This window comes from Acinetobacter sp. Ag2 (assembly GCF_001005515.1).
Lineage (GTDB): Bacteria > Pseudomonadota > Gammaproteobacteria > Pseudomonadales > Moraxellaceae > Acinetobacter > Acinetobacter bereziniae.
Window position 1 is genome coordinate 124,510 of sequence record NZ_LBNA01000059.1, and the last position, 16,957, is coordinate 141,466.

General features: G+C 35.6%; 13 protein-coding genes. 5 read left to right on the forward strand and 8 right to left on the reverse strand.

Annotated elements, in window-relative coordinates:
• Positions 1-97 precede the first annotated feature (97 nt).
• On the forward strand, positions 98-1,456 hold the full coding sequence (locus AAV97_RS19805; protein ID WP_081409775.1) for an amino acid permease: 1,359 nt from the start codon (positions 98-100) through the stop codon (positions 1,454-1,456).
• Positions 1,457-1,638: 182 nt separating this feature from the next.
• On the opposite strand, the gene AAV97_RS19810 is transcribed toward AAV97_RS19805, so the two are convergent.
• The 6 genes from AAV97_RS19810 to AAV97_RS21265 all read right to left on the reverse strand — a co-directional run bounded on the left by AAV97_RS19810 (position 1,639) and on the right by AAV97_RS21265 (position 9,996).
• On the reverse strand, positions 1,639-2,799 hold the full coding sequence (locus AAV97_RS19810) for a serine hydrolase domain-containing protein (protein WP_046761519.1): 1,161 nt from the start codon (positions 2,797-2,799) through the stop codon (positions 1,639-1,641).
• A 389-nt stretch (positions 2,800-3,188) separates the two neighbouring features.
• Complete coding sequence (locus tag AAV97_RS19815) at positions 3,189-4,868, reverse strand: M43 family zinc metalloprotease (RefSeq protein WP_046761520.1); 1,680 nt, start codon at positions 4,866-4,868, stop codon at positions 3,189-3,191.
• 627 nt (positions 4,869-5,495) lie between these two features.
• Entirely contained in the window at positions 5,496-6,944 is a 1,449-nt protein-coding gene (locus AAV97_RS19820; protein ID WP_046761521.1) for an NAD-dependent succinate-semialdehyde dehydrogenase, read from the reverse strand.
• Positions 6,945-6,959: 15 nt separating this feature from the next.
• On the reverse strand, positions 6,960-8,222 hold the full coding sequence (gene gabT / locus AAV97_RS19825) for a 4-aminobutyrate--2-oxoglutarate transaminase (RefSeq protein ID WP_046761522.1): 1,263 nt from the start codon (positions 8,220-8,222) through the stop codon (positions 6,960-6,962).
• A 366-nt stretch (positions 8,223-8,588) separates the two neighbouring features.
• The gene (locus AAV97_RS19830) at positions 8,589-9,767 is read right to left on the reverse strand and encodes a hypothetical protein (protein ID WP_046761523.1); all 1,179 of its coding nucleotides are present in this window, start codon (positions 9,765-9,767) and stop codon (positions 8,589-8,591) included.
• A gap of 91 nt (positions 9,768-9,858) precedes the next feature.
• Positions 9,859-9,996, reverse strand: a complete 138-nt coding sequence (locus AAV97_RS21265) for a hypothetical protein (RefSeq protein WP_171248697.1) — start codon at positions 9,994-9,996, stop codon at positions 9,859-9,861.
• Between the two features lie 301 nt (positions 9,997-10,297).
• On the opposite strand from AAV97_RS21265, the gene AAV97_RS19835 reads away from it, so the two are divergent.
• The 4 genes from AAV97_RS19835 to AAV97_RS19850 all read left to right on the forward strand — a co-directional run bounded on the left by AAV97_RS19835 (position 10,298) and on the right by AAV97_RS19850 (position 15,648).
• Positions 10,298-11,800 carry a PLP-dependent aminotransferase family protein gene (locus AAV97_RS19835; RefSeq protein ID WP_046761597.1) on the forward strand — a complete coding sequence of 501 codons (1,503 nt, stop codon included), beginning with the start codon at positions 10,298-10,300 and terminating at the stop codon, positions 11,798-11,800.
• Positions 11,801-12,172: 372 nt separating this feature from the next.
• A complete protein-coding gene (locus AAV97_RS19840) occupies positions 12,173-13,621 on the forward strand; it encodes an amino acid permease (protein WP_005032577.1) in 1,449 nt (482 codons plus the stop codon).
• Positions 13,622-14,127: 506 nt separating this feature from the next.
• Entirely contained in the window at positions 14,128-14,760 is a 633-nt protein-coding gene (locus AAV97_RS19845) for a TetR/AcrR family transcriptional regulator (RefSeq protein WP_046761524.1), read from the forward strand.
• 54 nt (positions 14,761-14,814) lie between these two features.
• A complete protein-coding gene (locus AAV97_RS19850) occupies positions 14,815-15,648 on the forward strand; it encodes a phytanoyl-CoA dioxygenase family protein (RefSeq protein ID WP_046761525.1) in 834 nt (277 codons plus the stop codon).
• Between the two features lie 190 nt (positions 15,649-15,838).
• Here the strand turns inward: AAV97_RS19850 and AAV97_RS19855 are convergent, their stop codons facing one another.
• Both AAV97_RS19855 and AAV97_RS19860 read right to left on the reverse strand, forming a co-directional pair.
• Entirely contained in the window at positions 15,839-16,087 is a 249-nt protein-coding gene (locus AAV97_RS19855; protein WP_004829055.1) for a hypothetical protein, read from the reverse strand.
• Between the two features lies 1 nt (position 16,088).
• Positions 16,089-16,673 (reverse strand): recombinase family protein, encoded by a 585-nt coding sequence (locus AAV97_RS19860; RefSeq protein ID WP_046761526.1) that lies wholly within the window; start codon positions 16,671-16,673, stop codon positions 16,089-16,091.
• Between the last annotated feature and the right edge of the window lie 284 nt (positions 16,674-16,957).

Genomic DNA, 16,957 nt, shown 5'->3' on the forward strand with positions numbered 1-16,957 from the left:
TTTTCACCCAAAATATCCATGCACTGAGCGCATTTTCGAACTAGGCGGCTGATCATCTATCTATTACAATACCCGTTTTTAGTCAGCGCATTGTATTTTGAACCAATCTTCTCCCCAATTAAAACGTGGACTTAAAAATCGCCATATCCAATTGATCGCTATGGGCGGCGCTGTGGGTACTGGACTATTTTTAGGTTCTGCACAAGTCATCCAATCTGCTGGACCTTCGATTATTTTGGGCTATGCCATCGTGGGTTTGATTGCATTTTTAATTATGCGTCAAATGGGGGAAATGATTGTAGAAGAGCCAGTGGCTGGTTCTTTTAGTTATTTTTCACAGAAATATTGGGGAAGATTTCCAGGCTTTTTATCTGGCTGGAATTATTGGGTCGTCTATATTTTAGTCGCGATGACTGAACTCACCGCAATCGCCAAATACATCCATTATTGGTGGCCACATATACCTGCATGGGTATCCACTTTATTTTTCTTTATCGTGGTTACAGGCTTTAATTTAGGCAATGTTAAGTTTTATGGTGAATCTGAATTTTGGTTAGCCATTATCAAAGTGACTGCCGTCATTTCAATGATTGTGTTTGGATTATACTTATTACTTACAGCAGGCGCAGATTCAACAGCAAGTTTTAATAACCTATGGCAGCACGGCGGGTTTTTCCCGCATGGATTTTCAGGGTTATTTTATATGCTTGCCTTTTTAATGTTTGCCTTTGGTGGTATTGAATTGATTGGTATGACTGCTGCTGAAGCAGAAAATCCTGAGAAAAGTATTCCTAAAGCCATCAATCAAGTGATTTTTAGAATCCTAATCTTCTATATCGCTTCTCTTGCCATCATCATGTCTTTGATTCCATGGAATCAACTTGATTTGGGTGGTTTGGACAAAAGTCCATTTGTGATGATTTTTAGTCAGCTTGGTATTGAATGGGCAGCTCATCTGCTCAATTTTATTATTTTGACCGCAGCACTTTCTGTTTATAACAGTGGTATGTACGCCAATAGCCGTATGCTCCACGGACTTGCTATTCAAGGCAATGCACCTACGATGTTTGCCAAAGTAACGCAACAAGGCGTACCCGTGCCTGCGGTGGTATTCTCTTCTGTCCTTATTTTTGGTTGCGTTTTGCTGAATTATTTTATACCAGAACAAGCATTGAGCCATCTTATGTATATGGCTGTTGCTGCGTTGGTTTTAAATTGGGCAATTATCAGTTTTACCCATTTAAAGTTTAAAAAAATAGCTCAGATAGAAGGTACTCAGACTAAATTCCCTGCGTTATTTTCGCCTTTCAGTAATTATCTCGTCTTGACTTTTATCGTGATGATTTTATATATCATGTGGACACAAGGCTTTAAAGAGTCCGTCATTTTAATTCCAATCTGGATTTGCTTTATGTTTGGATTATTTAAAATAACGACTTGGGATAAATCAAACTAATTTAAAACAGGCTTATGAGGAAAAATAAGCCTTGTTTATAATTAATATGGGTTTAGCCTTAAAAATTGCACAAGTAAGTGTTTATCCAAGAAAGATTTTTATCACTTATTTTTTATCACACTCAGCTATTTTTATTGTTCAATTATAGCGTTAAATATGTGACTCAAACTCTGATTACAATGCTAAAAGCATATACGCACTGAATTACATAAAATATTAACGATATCACTTTTAAGCATCGTGAATTCAAATACCTTATGCTGATCTGGCAAAATCATATCTGTAATTGGTTGGGCTAAATATAAGCCATTTTCACTATTGGTCAAAAATACAAACCCATCACCCGTTTGTACAGAAGCAAAAACAAAAGATCGATAGCCGGGATTATTTCCCCAATGCCATATATAAGTGTTTTTCTGGTTTTTTTCGACACCCCATCCTAAGCTCCAACTTAGATTAAGTTTAGGCTCGACCATTACAGTTGATTGAGTGATTGCTTGAAGTAATTTGGCATCATTTAATACTGCTTCTAAAAATTTTCCATAATCTTCTGCTGTGGTATATAGAGAAAATGCAGAAACAGGCTCAGTAAGTTTTATAATGTTTCGTGGCTGAGCATTAGACTTAGTTCCGATGAGAAGCTTTTTCTCAATGTCAGTATTCCAAACAAAACTGCTATGTACCATACCAAGCCTGTTAAATACTCTATCTTTCATGACTTGATCCAATGGCATACCAGTCACATTTTCAACAGCGCGCTGTAACAGTATAAAACCTTCGCCTGAGTACATCCATTTTTCGCCAGGTGTTGCATTAAACTTTAAGGGTCCTGATGCCCAATTCGGTAAACCAGAAGTATGATTTAATACCATCCGAGCAGTGATCATTTGAAGGCGAGGATCAGTGACCAGATCATAAGGTTGTTTTTTCAAAGGATCATGTTGATGCCGATAGCCTTGGGCTAAATATTGGGTTAATGACGCATCAAGTTCCAATTTACCTTCGTCAACCAATTTCATAACGACATAAGCAAAAACAGGTTTACTGAGTGAAGCTGCTTGAAAAATACTTTCGGTATCTTGTTTAGACGGTTTGGCACATCCGTTGGCAGAATCCAATGCAACAATTTTCTTATTCTTTATTACAGCAATCGCGAGATTACATACATTATTTTTCTTCGAAATTAGTGTTAAACTTTCATGAAAGTTTATAGGCTTAGATTTATTTTTTGGCGTATGCACACATCCAATTATAAGAATTGATGGCATTAATATGAAAAATAAAAGCTTAAGTTTTCTTGTTAAAAATATAATATATTTTAAAAAATAAATCAAAATCCACATAAGATATAACAACTCAATTTTTTTAAAACTCAAAAATAACAGTTAAATAATAATTAAGCTATTAATTTTTCACCCAAAGACAATCCTTGCACCAATACACTCTAAAATATAAAAAGCAAACCTTAATCAACCTAATTAAAAATATAAAACTTCAACCCAATATATCAAAGGATTAAACGATAATTAGACTTCTTTAAAAATTTCTTTTTCAAAAATATATCAACATAAAAATCTCCTCATCCTAGCCTTCTCCATAAGGAATAAGGAACTTTCAATATCCATATGAATCCTTCAAAATAAAGATTCTCTAGAAATATGATTGGAATAAATCAAACTAATTTAAAACAGGCTTATGAGGAAAAATAAGCCTGTTTGTGTTTCTTTACAATTCAATAATTAGCCTCTTTTCCGACCCAAATCCATAATATACCTATAATACGTTGATTTAGACGAATATTATCAATTTGATATTTAGATAATATATTTACTCTATTTTTAAACTTAGATATAGCATTACTTGTAGTATAGTCATAATCCATTAAATTATCTGTATACCCCTGATACGATTCAAATAATTCCCCATATTCAAAAATATGCGTTAATCCTAATGCATGACCAAGCTCATGGGCATACGTTTCCAAAAAGCCTTGTTCAACACCATCTTTAAAGAAAACAATAGCATTATCAAATTCATCTTGACTAGAAAGTTCTCCTTTAAAATAGTTTAGACTTGGATAAGCTTTAAAACTTGCACTTCCTGAGATTCCACCCCAGTTATCGTTTCGATTTTCAGGTGGTACAGCTCTCATACGAATCGGTGTGAAAAAAATAAATGTTCTTCTTTCTAAATCACTATATGGCGATCGTAATTCTACCCACATTTTACGCCAATAGAGTTCTTTTAACTCTCTAATAAACTCTGTATAAATAGCCTCAGTTAGATTAAACTTTTTCTTTCTTTTTAAATTATTTTCCTTAATTTCATTTTCACCAGTTATATTTTCCAAATATTTGATGCCATATTTACTCTTTATCTCATCTTCCCACCATTTTTTTACAAAACTTCGGACTTCTGGATCTGTTTTTGACAATAAATCTAAATCAAAAAGCTCTCTTTTCACAACCTTAAATACCATCAGAGATTGATTAAAATATCTGTTTTTAAGTTCCCACTCATAGTTTTTGGGTTTTTCTAAAATTTCTCCTTTAACTTTAACATCAACTTCAACCATACTAATGACGCTGATCGCAGAATTTTGACCAATATATATCACCCCAACCTCTTTATCCGGACATCCATTTCGTGATGCGATAACTTTAATGTATTCATTCTTTTTTAATACTGCACCCGAACAACGAATTGTAATTGCATTATTTTTTTTATAACTATATCTATTGGTTTCTACAATTTTTTTAACAGTTTCACCATTAACTGTTGTTATGTCTTCACGAGCATCTAGTTTTTTAAATTCTCGTTTTGTGTTGATAAAGCTACTTAAAGGTTCACATAAGGGTTTATATTCAATACTATTTTCATTTTCAAATACTGTCTGAGCATTTTGATTATTATTAAATGTTGATAGTGTGATGAACTTACTCGAAGCCTGAAACTTTAGAATAGTTCCATTATCTGTCAGAGGTTCTTTTTCATCAATCAGTCCTGGGTCATTTTTGTCAGTAAATTGCTGATGAATTTCTATATCTAAACATACACCATCTTTATTTATTTCCTCACTGCCATATATTCCTTTATAATTTGAAGCAAAAAAATAAAGCCAAGATGGGAAATATGAAAAATTATCTTTAAGATGATAAGTACTATCCATATTACTATACATAACTTGATAAAGTGAACTGTAGTTGGGAACGATTAGAACCGTATCTTTTTTCCCTTCAATATTAAGCAAAGGATAGATATATTCATCACGCACCCAATCAAACCCAAACTCTCCATGATATCGATCAGAAGGTCGACCAATTTCATATGGACGTCTAAAATGGACAGTAAAATTTCTTACACAATCTGCGCTTAAAGTCCCTAATTTAGGGCTAGATTCAATTTTACTCATGAATTAATCCTTAATTTTTGAATTTTGATGAGAGTTTTTAAATTTTATTGTTGTGATTCTAAATTAAGATACCGTAAGTGGTAGTTAATAAAAATATTTATAATCTCAACCCTTTAGAAATAAAATTCTAATTTTCATATCAAATAATATTAACTAAATAGTGCATAAGCATGATCAATTAGATATATATCACATGAAAGATGCTATTCTTTCATAATCACTGATCATTTTTCTAGACCTATTAAGCTTTAGTGTATTGCAAAAATGTAATTAAGAAATAAGTGCTATTGGCTTGATCTCTTTTTAAAATCAAACCAAATTGAATTCAATTTTTAAAGAATAAAAATGACTGATAAAAAGATGGACACTTACTTTCGTCTGATTGCTACAGCTGAACAAGAGTTGATTGCAAACAATGGTCATATGAAAATTAGTATGATTTGTTCTTTATCGTGATGATTTTATATATGATGTGGACACAAAAATTTATAGAGTCCATGATTTCAATTTGTATTTGCTTTAAGTTGGGATTATTCCAAGTCATGACTTGGAATAAATCGAAACCCATGTAGTTGGTTCAACATAATCATTTTTTGATTTATGAAAGAGTTTCACTATAAAAATTGCTTATATCGATAAATCTACACAGAGATATTTCATTTCGAGGTATTCATCAATCCCAAACTGAGAACCTTCACGTCCCAAACCTGATTGCTTAATCCCACCAAATGGTGCAACTTCATTTGAAATAAGACCGGTATTTATCCCGACCATACCGTACTCAAGTGCTTCACCCACACGCCATTGACGTGCAGTATTCTGCGTAAATAAGTAACTTGCTAGTCCAAACTCAGTATCATTCGCCATCGCCACAGCTTGTTCTTCATGACTAAAGCGGAACAATGGCGCTAAAGGACCAAAGGTTTCCTCCTTTGCTACATCCATATCCTGAGTCACTTCAGTCAAAACAGTAGGTTCAAAAAAAGTTCCGCCTATACTTGAACGTTGCCCACCCACTTTTATCTTGGCACCTTTACTGACTGCATCCTGAATATGAGATTGCACCTTAGCAACAGCGTTCTCATCAATCAAAGGACCTTGGGTTGAACCCTCAAGGCGACCATCACCAACTTTCAACTTTGCCACAGCTTCAGTTAATTTTTCAGCCAATTGATCATATATCCCTTCTTGTACATAAATACGATTTGCGCACACACAAGTTTGACCACTATTACGGAATTTGCTCTGCATAATACCTTGAACAGCTTGTTCAAGATTTGCATCATCAAAAACCAGAACTGGGGCGTTGCCACCTAATTCAAGGGACAGTTTTTTAATTGTTGGTGCGCATTGTTGCATTAAAATACGCCCCACTTGTGTCGAACCTGTAAAACTGAGTTTTTTTACAGTGGCACTTTCACACAGCATTTTACCAACTTCAATTGCATCACCACTGATATGAAGTAATACATCTTGTGGTAAACCTGCCTGAACTGCTAAAACTTCCAAAGCATAGGCAGTTAAAGGAGTTTGCTCAGCAGGCTTCACGATCATAGAACAACCTGCGGCTAAAGCAGGAGCTGCTTTTCGTGTAATCATTGCTGCTGGAAAATTCCAAGGAGTTATTGCTGCAGTCACACCAATAGCCTGTTTAATAACCAATAAACGTTGATGTGATTGCGTTGGTGTAAGCACATTACCGTCAATACGGCGCGCTTGCTCTGCAAACCATCGAATAAACGATGCTGCATAAGCAATTTCACCTCGTGCCTCTGCCAAAGGTTTGCCTTGTTCAGCAGTTAATATCTGCGCTAAATGCTCTTGATTATCTATGATTAATTTATACCAATTCCAAAGTATATCCGCGCGCTGTAATGCTGTTTGAGCTTTCCAAGTCGTTTGTGCTGTTTGTGAACGCGTAATAACGCCCTCTACAGCCTCACGATTGTAAGCTTTTACCCATGCTAATGATTGATGTGTTGCAGCATCTTTGACTTCGATATAACAGCCATCTTTAGGCATTTCGAAACAAACGTCTGAATGCTGTAATAAATATCTTAAGTGATTTTGAAGCATTTCAAGTCCTTTTGCTTATGATGCAATTAAGTTTGCAAATCCTTGTTTTAAAATACTCAATGCTTGGCTAAATTGTGTAGCAGGAATCGTTAATGGATATAAGAAACGAATCGCATTACCATGACGACCACAAGTCAAAATCAATAAACCATTTTCCATTGCATAACTTTGTATGATTTTGGCTTGTTCAGCTGTCTCTAATTCAACTGCAATCATGGATCCAAGTGCACGAATATCTGTAATCATGTGTGTTGTCGCTTTAATCGTATTTAGAAGTGCAACTAACTCTGCCCCTAATACATTTGCACGATTACACAAGTCTTCACTTTCAATCACATCTAGAACAGCAAGTGCTGCAGCCACACCTATTGGGCTTCCAGCATAAGTCCCACCTAGCCCCCCAGGATTTGGAGCGTCCATGACATCTGCTCGCCCTACAACACCAGAAATTGGAAAACCACCACCCAGACTTTTTGCCATGGTGATTAAATCTGCTTTCGTTTCATAGTGGTTCATCGCAAATAATTTACCTGTACGCGCAAAACCAGACTGCACTTCATCAGCGATCAGTAAAATACCGTGTAGGTCACACAAGGAACGTAAACGCTTTAAAAATTCAGCAGGTACTACGTTAAACCCGCCTTCGCCTTGAACAGGCTCAAGTACGATCGCTGCAACATCATGTGCAGCAATATCCTCTGCAAAAATATCTTCAATGCTTCGAATCGCATCATCTACCGTTATACCTTTCAACTCGGATGGATAACGTGCATGAAAGACGCCTCCAGGCATTAAACCAAAGTCACTTTTATAAGGCGCGGTCTTACCTGTCATTGCCATGGTCATAAATGAACGACCATGAAAAGCATTGCTAAAAGTAATAATGCCATGACGCTGAGTGAATGAACGGGCGATTTTTATTGCATTCTCTACAGCTTCTGCCCCTGTTGAAAAGAATGCACATTTTGCCTTGCCATTAATTGGTGCACGTTCATTGATATGCTCAGCAAGAGAGACATAACTTTCATAAGGTACAACTTGATATGCGGTATGGGTGAATTTTGATAGTTGTTCAATAACAGCACTAATAACTTTGGGATGGCGATGCCCTGTATTTAATACACCGATTCCTCCAGCGAAATCAATAAATTGATTACCCTCCATATCCCAGATTGTCGCATTTTCAGCTTTTTCAGCATACCATTGACACATCACACCAACACCTCGAGGTGTTGCTTGTTGTTTACGTGTATTTATTGAAATGTGCTTACTACTCATGTCATACCTCATTATTTTTCATTCATAAATGGTAAATCTTAGTATCTCGATCATATGGTTGATGAGATGCAGGTCATTGATCCAATTTTGCACTTTTAGCAATAAGAGACGAGAGCCACTTTGGGTGAGTTAAAGAGAACCAATTTATAATTTTTCAGAGATGTATAAAGTTTTAAAGTTAATCAATTGGGAAGCTCTGAACAAAAAAGTATCTGTTTATAGATGTTTTTTTGTTGAGCTATTATGAATTAAGATAAGTATGAACAGTGAGGCATTTAGATATTGAAAGCGCCTTCTCCCTAAAGGATTTAGGCAGAAGGATTATTTTTGTTGGCTTATATTAAAAATAAGTTTATAACTTAAAAATTAGAATTTATAGATAAACAATAAATTCAACAACTTACTATTCCCAGCAAAATCCCCTTTAGCCAAAGAATTCGCATCTCCCCCAATAAATACATCATTTTTGCCCATGATATATTCAGTAACTAACGAGAACTGATGAATATCCAATTGAGCCCCCAAAATAGTTCGGAAAGATGTCGCAAAACCTGATTGATCTTTATCAAACACTGCATAGCTGATATAGGGTGATAAATCATAGTCTTTATAAAAATCATCAATGTGATAATCAAAATTTGCGACATAATAATTAGCTTTGTTTGCCACATAATATTTTGATTCGAATGAACCTACTGTTGTATAGTTTGGTTCAACCAAAGATTCATTCTTGGCGCGATTCTGTCCAGCTGTCACTGTCAAATTTGCCTTTTGATAATTTAAATGACTAAAAACATTCCATGCATTTCGATGACCTGTTCGTCCATTGTTGTTTTCTAAATCGGAATACCAATAAGATCCTCCTACATTCAGTTTTATTGGAGAACTATCTAGTGGAATTTTTTGATTAACTCTAGCCACCCACATATTTTTTTCTTTAATCGTATCATCGAGACTTGGATTATCAGGCTTAACATAGTTTGCAGAATAGCGAGCAGCGTCCCCAAGACCTCCATAATTTCCCCCATCTCGAGCAAAATAAGCCAAATCTAAGCGAGTATTTTGTCCAAGTTGTTGCTGCCAATTTATCCCTAGATTATGAGTGTCTTCTAGCCCTACATTATCCAGAGAACTACCATACCAACTGCTCGTCCAAAATCGACTAATACCAAAAGGCATGTCTTGTAGACCAACCGTGATTCGACTATCAGCAGTCAATTTATATCCTAAATTCGCGTTCACGAGTGTTGAAAAATCACACAAAGTATCTTCTTGATAACAACGATACTCCACATTTCCATAAAATTGTTTTGCATCATATTTCAAGTCAATTTTGGCTGCATTGAATTTTAATTTGTGGTCATTATCAGAATAATCTTTATCCTGATAATTCGCCCTCACCCATCCTGATACCGTAAGTTTACCTAAATTTGTATCTGCATTTCCCCATGACACGATTTCCGCTTTTGCTAGAGTTGGAATAGTGACTAATGCAGCACTGTTTACCAATACAAATAACTTTATAAAAAAATGTGGTGACGTCATAAAAGTTCCCTAATAAAAATATGTTTAAATCAAATTATTTATAAAATTAGAATTTCGAGTTTCAATCATTCTCAATAATCAAAATTGAATTTTATCCAACAGGAAAAATATCCTGCATTTTAGTGGGATCAATAAAATCTTGCCTTGAATAGACTTGCTGTTTGAGATGTTGCTTCAAAGCCTTCGCGATTAGCCGTTGCTTTAAAAAACATTGCGGTAAAGTGTTCATTATTTATTCCTATTTTTTATCTGCTGTTGCATTTCCTTGCCTCAGCAAAAGTGATTCATTTTGAGTAATGGACCTATAAATTGATTGCCTCATGTTTTTAATAACACAATCTGTATTACTAAAAATTAAGCTCAGATTTTTTGCTTTTCTCAAAAAGTCTGTATATGCTCTGACATATAAAAAAATCATATTTGCCGTGATTGTTAAGAAAAATACGCAGAGCATTGACCTAATCTCATTATTTTGCATCGCTGATATTATGCTCGCGAGAGCCACTTTTTATTTTTGGGAGAGAGCCAATTTGCAAAGCTTACTTGGAGATTATTTACTACAACGCTTGCAGCAAGATGTTGAAGGAACACTACAATTGCGTGTTTTTCGCTGTTTGCGCAATGCCATTATTCAGGGTGTCCTTGCTCCCAAGACTCGCTTACCCGCATCACGAGATCTTGCAAAAGAAATAAAAGTCTCACGTAATACAGTATTAAGTGCTTATGAACAATTAAGAGCACAAGGATATGTTGAAGCCCGCACAGGCCAAGGGACTTGGATTGCAGAAAAAATACCTGAATCCTTCTTGATCAAAGCAGAAAATAACATTTGCCTCACTGAAGAAAATAAACAAAACGAGTCCTATAACCTATCTCAAAGAGGTTCTTATCTGGTCGGTTATTCGGCAGCATCTCCTTATCAATGGGGGGCTTTTGTTCCAGGTGCACCCGATGTAACCGAATTCCCGCATCATATATTCAGTCGAATCCAGACCCGTTTAAGCCGTGAACCCAGTGTTAGTCAATTGATTTACAGTAATGAAGGTGGATCTATTGAATTACGTCAAGCACTTGCCGAATATCTTACGATTGCACGGTCTGTGCAGTGTGATGCAGATCAAATCATCATTACCGAAGGCACACATCAAGCCATTGATTTAGTTTCACGTACCTTAAGTGATTTAGGAGATGATGTCTGGATTGAAGACCCTGCCTATTGGGGAATTCGTAATATTTTACGCATCAATGGTGTTCACATACGTGCTCTGCCTGTGGATCAACATGGCATTATTCCTGACCTTGATGTTAAAGAATCGCCAAAGTTAATCTTTGTCACGCCTTCGCATCAATATCCTTTGGGATCACATTTGAGCCTTGAACGACGCAAGCAGCTCATCGCATTTGCTCGTCAGCATAAAAGTTGGATTATCGAAGATGATTATGACAGTGAATTCAGATTTTCAGGACAACCTTACCCTTCCTTGCAAGGTCTTGAAGACGATTCTCCCGTCATTTATATGGGAACATTCAGTAAAACAATTTACCCTGCATTGCGTATAGGCTATCTGGTTGTCCCCAAAAAACTATTTTCACCTTTACGAGTGGCTGCCGCAGAATTGTATCGAGGAGGTCATTTACTGGATCAGACCATATTGGCTGAGTTTATTCGAGAAGGACATTATGAAGCACATATTCGCAGGATGCGCCTTCTATACAGTAAACGCCATGCCTTCTTGGTTGACTTAATCCATAGGCATCTGGGACAAAATTTTCTTCACGAATACAATACAGCAGCGGGTTTGCACCTTATTTTAAAATTACCAAATGACAGTAATGATGTATTGATTGCTGCAAATGCCTTAGAGAAAGGCGTAAAAGTTCGAGCCCTTTCTCAATATTACACCAAACAATATTCTACCCAGCATAAGGGACTATTGCTTGGTTTTGCTTGTGTCAATGAACAAAAGATACTGATTGCTTTCGGTATCTTATTAGAATGTTTACGTGATGCAGGTATTCAAACTTTAAATTAAGAAATAATCGTAACTCAGTATTTTAATCATAATTCAGCTTTAAAAAATCTCCTTATAAATTTTCTATTCATGCGCTGCCTAATTCGTTTTTTAATACACTTTTCATTATTTAAATAAATTGGCTCCTTTAAATACATAAAAAATGGCTCTAGTCACCTCATAACAAAAAAGAGAGATTACCAACACTATAGCTTAGGACAGCCCGATGGCAACAGTGTGATCACTCAAGCAAGCAGTCGTGTCATCACATTTTAAGCTGGCTAAATTTTAAGTCGATACTTAAGCCATCAGTCATCGCTTCAATGGATAAATAGTTCATGGATGGAGATAGCATCACCTTGCAACCATATAAAGAATATTAAGGGAAATAATATGATAACAAATCAACCTAACTCAATAGATGATTCATCTCAAGGTCTAAAAAGTGGACTTAAGCCACGTCACCTTACAATGATTTCAATTGCTGGAGTAATAGGCGCCGCTTTATTTATAGGTTCAGGAAGTGTGATTTATTCCACAGGGCCCGCTGCGCTTATAGCCTACTCATTAGGAGGTCTTCTCGTTCTTTTAATTATGCGAATGTTAGGTGAAATGGCTGTACTCAACCCAGACAGTGGATCATTTTCAACCTATGCAGACCGAGGAATTGGTCGTTGGGCAGGATTTTCTATCGGGTGGTTATATTGGTCATTTTGGACTTTATTAATGGGTTGGGAAGCATTTGTTGCGGGAAAGATCCTTAATAGTTGGTTTCCATTTATTCCGATTTGGGGCTATATGTTACTGGTGACAATAAGCCTAGTATGGGTAAATTTACGCAATGTCAAAAACTATGGTGAGTTTGAATTCTGGTTTGCCATGATTAAAGTAGTTGCGATTGTCCTCTTCTTGGTGATCGGAAGTTTAGCGGTTTTACACCTTTGGCCTTGGGGTGATGCCTCTATGCTAGGTGGTGTTACTCATTTGACTTCTAATGAATTTATGCCAAATGGATTTTCAGCCGTGATCACGGCATTACTTGGTGTTATGTTTGCTTACATGGGTGCAGAAATTGTCACTGTTGCAGCTGCCGAGACAAATAACCCTGCGAAAGAAATTCGAAAAGCATCAAACTCAATTGTATGGCGAATCATATTATTCTACGTTGGTTCAATGTTCATTACTGTTTGTTTAATTCCTTACAATAACCCTTTACTCAAAGACCCGACTTGGGGAACATACAGTGTAACTTTAACTGCGCTTGGTATCCCAGAAGCTAGACATATTGTCAATTTTGTCGTTTTAACTTCTGTATGTAGTTGCTTTAACTCTGCGTTATACACCTGTTCACGGATGATGTATTCCCTTTCAAAACGTGGTGATGCGCCCAAAAGTTTCGCATCGACGAATCGTAATAATAGTCCTTGGATTGGGGTCATCTTTTCAAGTATATTTTCAATTATTGCTGCATATCTAACTGCAACAGAAAGTATGAATATTTATGACGTTCTTATGCTAGCAACAGGTACCGTTTCGTTATATGTCTACCTCGTTATCGCGATTTCACAGTTAAAACTGCGTAAAAAACTTGAAGCTGAAGGAAAAGAAATTCCATTCAAAATGTGGTTGTTTCCTTGGCTAACCTATGTGGTGATCATTTTTATTGTTGTTGCTTTAATTACGATGGTAATTGAAGGAACTTATTTTAAAGAGGTTTCCTATACAACGCTTCTTGCGGTATTTATTGTTGCTCTTGGCATCTGTGCTCAAAAGTTTAATTGGGGTAAAGATTCTCTCAACAAAACGAAGCAAGACAAAATCAACTTAACTGATCATTCTTGATGAGCCAATTTAGCACAAAAATTCACAAGCCCTAACACCATTTTATTGCTAAAACCGCTTTAGATATGGCTTATGCATTTTGAAAATAGATAAAGTCTGTTGACACTTCACAGATGCTTGCAACAGCGAAGTGTCAATAGACTCTAAGTCGAATTAAATTGCATCACAGTAACTCAACTACGACTCATATAAAGTGCGTCATACAGATTCTAAGACTAATCATCATTTCACCAAAATAAATACACAACAAACATTTCTTCGTCATACAAGCCTAGACACTCTCTATGTATAGCTTGGGTACTTATCCTCCTGTCTTTCTAGAAATTATGAAGAAACCTACCTATTTAATCATTTACTTATCGCTATTCAACAGGACTGATCATTTTTTTAGAGCTATTCAGCTTTAGTGTATTGCAAAAATGTAATTAAGAAATAACGGCTATTGGCTTGATCTATTTCTAAAATCAAACTAAATTGAATTCAATTCAATTTTTAAAGAACAAAAAATGACTGATAAAAAGATGGACACTTACCTTCGTCTCATTGCTGCGGCAGAACAAGAGTTAATCGCAAACAATGGTCATATGGAAATTAGTGCGATTGCTAAACGAGCAAATAGCTCTGTAGGACTCACCTATCACCACTTTGGTTCCAAAACAGGTTTAATCGCTGCAGTTGTTGACCAATTTTATGAACCACTCAGAGAAATTGCTTTAGGTAACGGGATTTCAATAGACCTCGAGTGGCGTGAAAGAGAAAAGGCACGTACCAAAGCAATCATTGATTATTTTTATAGTCATCCTCTAGCGCCCTTGATTGCAGGTCGTCTTGCTCGTGAACCTGAAGTACTCGATATCGAACGTGCACATATCCAAGCTTTAATCGAACAAGGTGTTCGCAATATTGCTCAAGGGCAAAAGTTAGGACTAATTCCTCTTACACTTGATCCTGAAATCACAGTAGCCATGTTAATGGGTGGCTTACGCCTTGCCATAGATCAAGCTTTGCTTACAGAGCATAAGCCATCGAATACAACATTGTTGGAACAGCTTTGGTTACTGATCAGCAATACTTTACAACTTGAACCTATCCCAACACCCCATACATCCAAAGTAGTTATGAATAAAAAACTGAACTAAATACTGAGCATCAATATTTTGTTTTAAGGAACATCAAAAAGGGAGTTTTGAAGGATGAAGCAATTCAATATTCATGAATATCAACAGCGTGATCAAGCACAAACATATCGTCAGTTACAGACAGGTTCGGAGCGAAATACAGCCGAAATTGATCAAGATTTCGAAAAATTGATGCGCGATGGCTATGTCATTATCAAAAGTTTAATTTCTCAAGAAAGCTGCCAAGCAATTAAACAAGAAGCATATGCCTTACTTGAGCGAAAAGGACGAAATTCATTCGAGGGACTGCAAACACAACGTGTATATAATGTCCTCGCTAAAACGCGCATCACTGATCAACTTGCAGTACACCCACGAATTCTAGGTTTAATGGACCGTTTGTTTGAACCAGGCTTTCTACTTTCACAAAGCCAAATGATCAATATTCTTCCAGAAGAGTCAGCACAACATTTACATTATGATGATGCATTCTATCGCCTACCTCGCCCTAGAAAAGCACTCGGTGCAGCAACAATTTGGGCAATTGATGACTTTACTGAACACAATGGAGCGACAGTGGTTGTGCCGAAAAGTCATTGTTGGGGTGACGATCAAATTGCTCAAAGATCAGCAGCAATATCTGCTGTAATGCCAGCAGGCTCTGTATTGTTTTTTCTGGGTACAACATGGCATGGTGGAGGAGAAAATCAGACCAAAGCACCTCGCTTAGCGGTGACACATCAGTACTGTGAGGCTTATTTACGACAACAAGAAAATTATTTGCTTGAGCTATCAAAAGAGACTGTAAAGTCGCTTTCACCTACCCTTCAGGCACTGGTAGGATACTCCATCTATCCACCCTTTATGGGCATGGTCGATGGTATGCACCCACTTAGAACATTGGAATAATGGGTTTTAAGTTTTAAAATAACCAAATGAATGTCGTCATTTGGTTATAGGGCTTCATGCGTTTACTTTTATAGTAGCTTTTATTATGAATTTTCCTTTTATCCTAAACTTCTCTCATCGAGAGAAGTTACCTTCGATATTTATATCACTCAACACACAAATGTTTTGATCAAAGAAGTTAAATATAAAATTAATTTCTCAAATCAACAGCATATGTGAGAGAACCATATAAAAAAGTAATACGCCTTCCCTCATAAGCAACATTTAAAACCTTATACTTAATCAGACCATCTACAGAGTAAATCTCAATTTGATGAATTTTATCACTTACCCAAGGATTTTTATTAAAATGATATCTTAATTGAACAGCCATCGTTTTTTCTATATTGTCTTTATGCCTAGCTCTTACTAAACGATTTATTTTGGTTTTCTTTTTCATTTTAATCCTCATAAATAATATTTTCAGTTGCCTGAGAAAGTAGTCGTTGAATTACCGATCTAGCTACAGCGTATTGTCGAGCTAAAGCATATACACTTTGCCCATTTTTAAATTTTTCTATAATTTCTTTTTTCTTCTTTTTAGTTAATATCTCGGGTCGACCTATTTTATTTATCTTTTTACGCCCGCCCATTTTTTCGAGTTTAACTTTTCGATCAAAATCAGAACACATTTTTAAAAAATGGAAGAATATTTTTTTAACATCTCCTTTTATTTCTTTTTTTGAAAACTCTAAACACACTAAACGTATCCCCTTTTTAAAAATAGTACTGACATTTGAATATATTTCTTTAAAATCACTTCCTAATGAATCTATTCCATCAATGATTAAAAGATCTCCACTTTCAAGTGTATAATTAATTAATATAATTAACTTTTGTCTAAATTTTAATGGTATCCCGATCTTTACCTGCTCAAAAATAAATCTATTTTTTGGAATTTCATAACCATACTTTTTAATATAATCAACATAATTAAAATCCTCCTTTGAGACCTCATCAGTTCTAAAATATGCATAAGCACGCACAATAGTTCCTCTTTAAACAACAATACCTACATCCAAAATTCAAGAAATATTTAGAACCATCTAATATTTAAAAACACATATGGAACATTTATTTATCAGCAAGACAATCTTAACCAAAAATAAGGGTTCATTATAAAACTGATAGATATATTGTTTAAAAATTTATTTTATTTATTAATTATTATATAATTTAATTACCAATCACAATTAGAGCAGCGCTTTAAATAAAAATTTAAATCTGCTCTAAGTATAATCAGTCATATCATACAGATAATATGACTTAT

Excerpts from the sequence above, each read along its gene's own strand:
- AAV97_RS19810 (WP_046761519.1), bottom strand. The coding sequence starts at position 2,799 with ATGTGGATTTTGATTTATTTTTTAAAATATATTATATTTTTAACAAGA.
- AAV97_RS19815 (WP_046761520.1), bottom strand. The coding sequence starts at position 4,868 with ATGAGTAAAATTGAATCTAGCCCTAAATTAGGGACTTTAAGCGCAGAT.
- AAV97_RS19820 (WP_046761521.1), bottom strand. The coding sequence starts at position 6,944 with ATGCTTCAAAATCACTTAAGATATTTATTACAGCATTCAGACGTTTGT.
- gabT (WP_046761522.1), bottom strand. The coding sequence starts at position 8,222 with ATGAGTAGTAAGCACATTTCAATAAATACACGTAAACAACAAGCAACA.
- AAV97_RS19830 (WP_046761523.1), bottom strand. The coding sequence starts at position 9,767 with ATGACGTCACCACATTTTTTTATAAAGTTATTTGTATTGGTAAACAGT.
- AAV97_RS21265 (WP_171248697.1), bottom strand. The coding sequence starts at position 9,996 with ATGAACACTTTACCGCAATGTTTTTTAAAGCAACGGCTAATCGCGAAG.
- AAV97_RS19840 (WP_005032577.1), top strand. The coding sequence starts at position 12,173 with ATGATAACAAATCAACCTAACTCAATAGATGATTCATCTCAAGGTCTA.
- AAV97_RS19845 (WP_046761524.1), top strand. The coding sequence starts at position 14,128 with ATGACTGATAAAAAGATGGACACTTACCTTCGTCTCATTGCTGCGGCA.
- AAV97_RS19850 (WP_046761525.1), top strand. The coding sequence starts at position 14,815 with ATGAAGCAATTCAATATTCATGAATATCAACAGCGTGATCAAGCACAA.
- AAV97_RS19855 (WP_004829055.1), bottom strand. The coding sequence starts at position 16,087 with ATGAAAAAGAAAACCAAAATAAATCGTTTAGTAAGAGCTAGGCATAAA.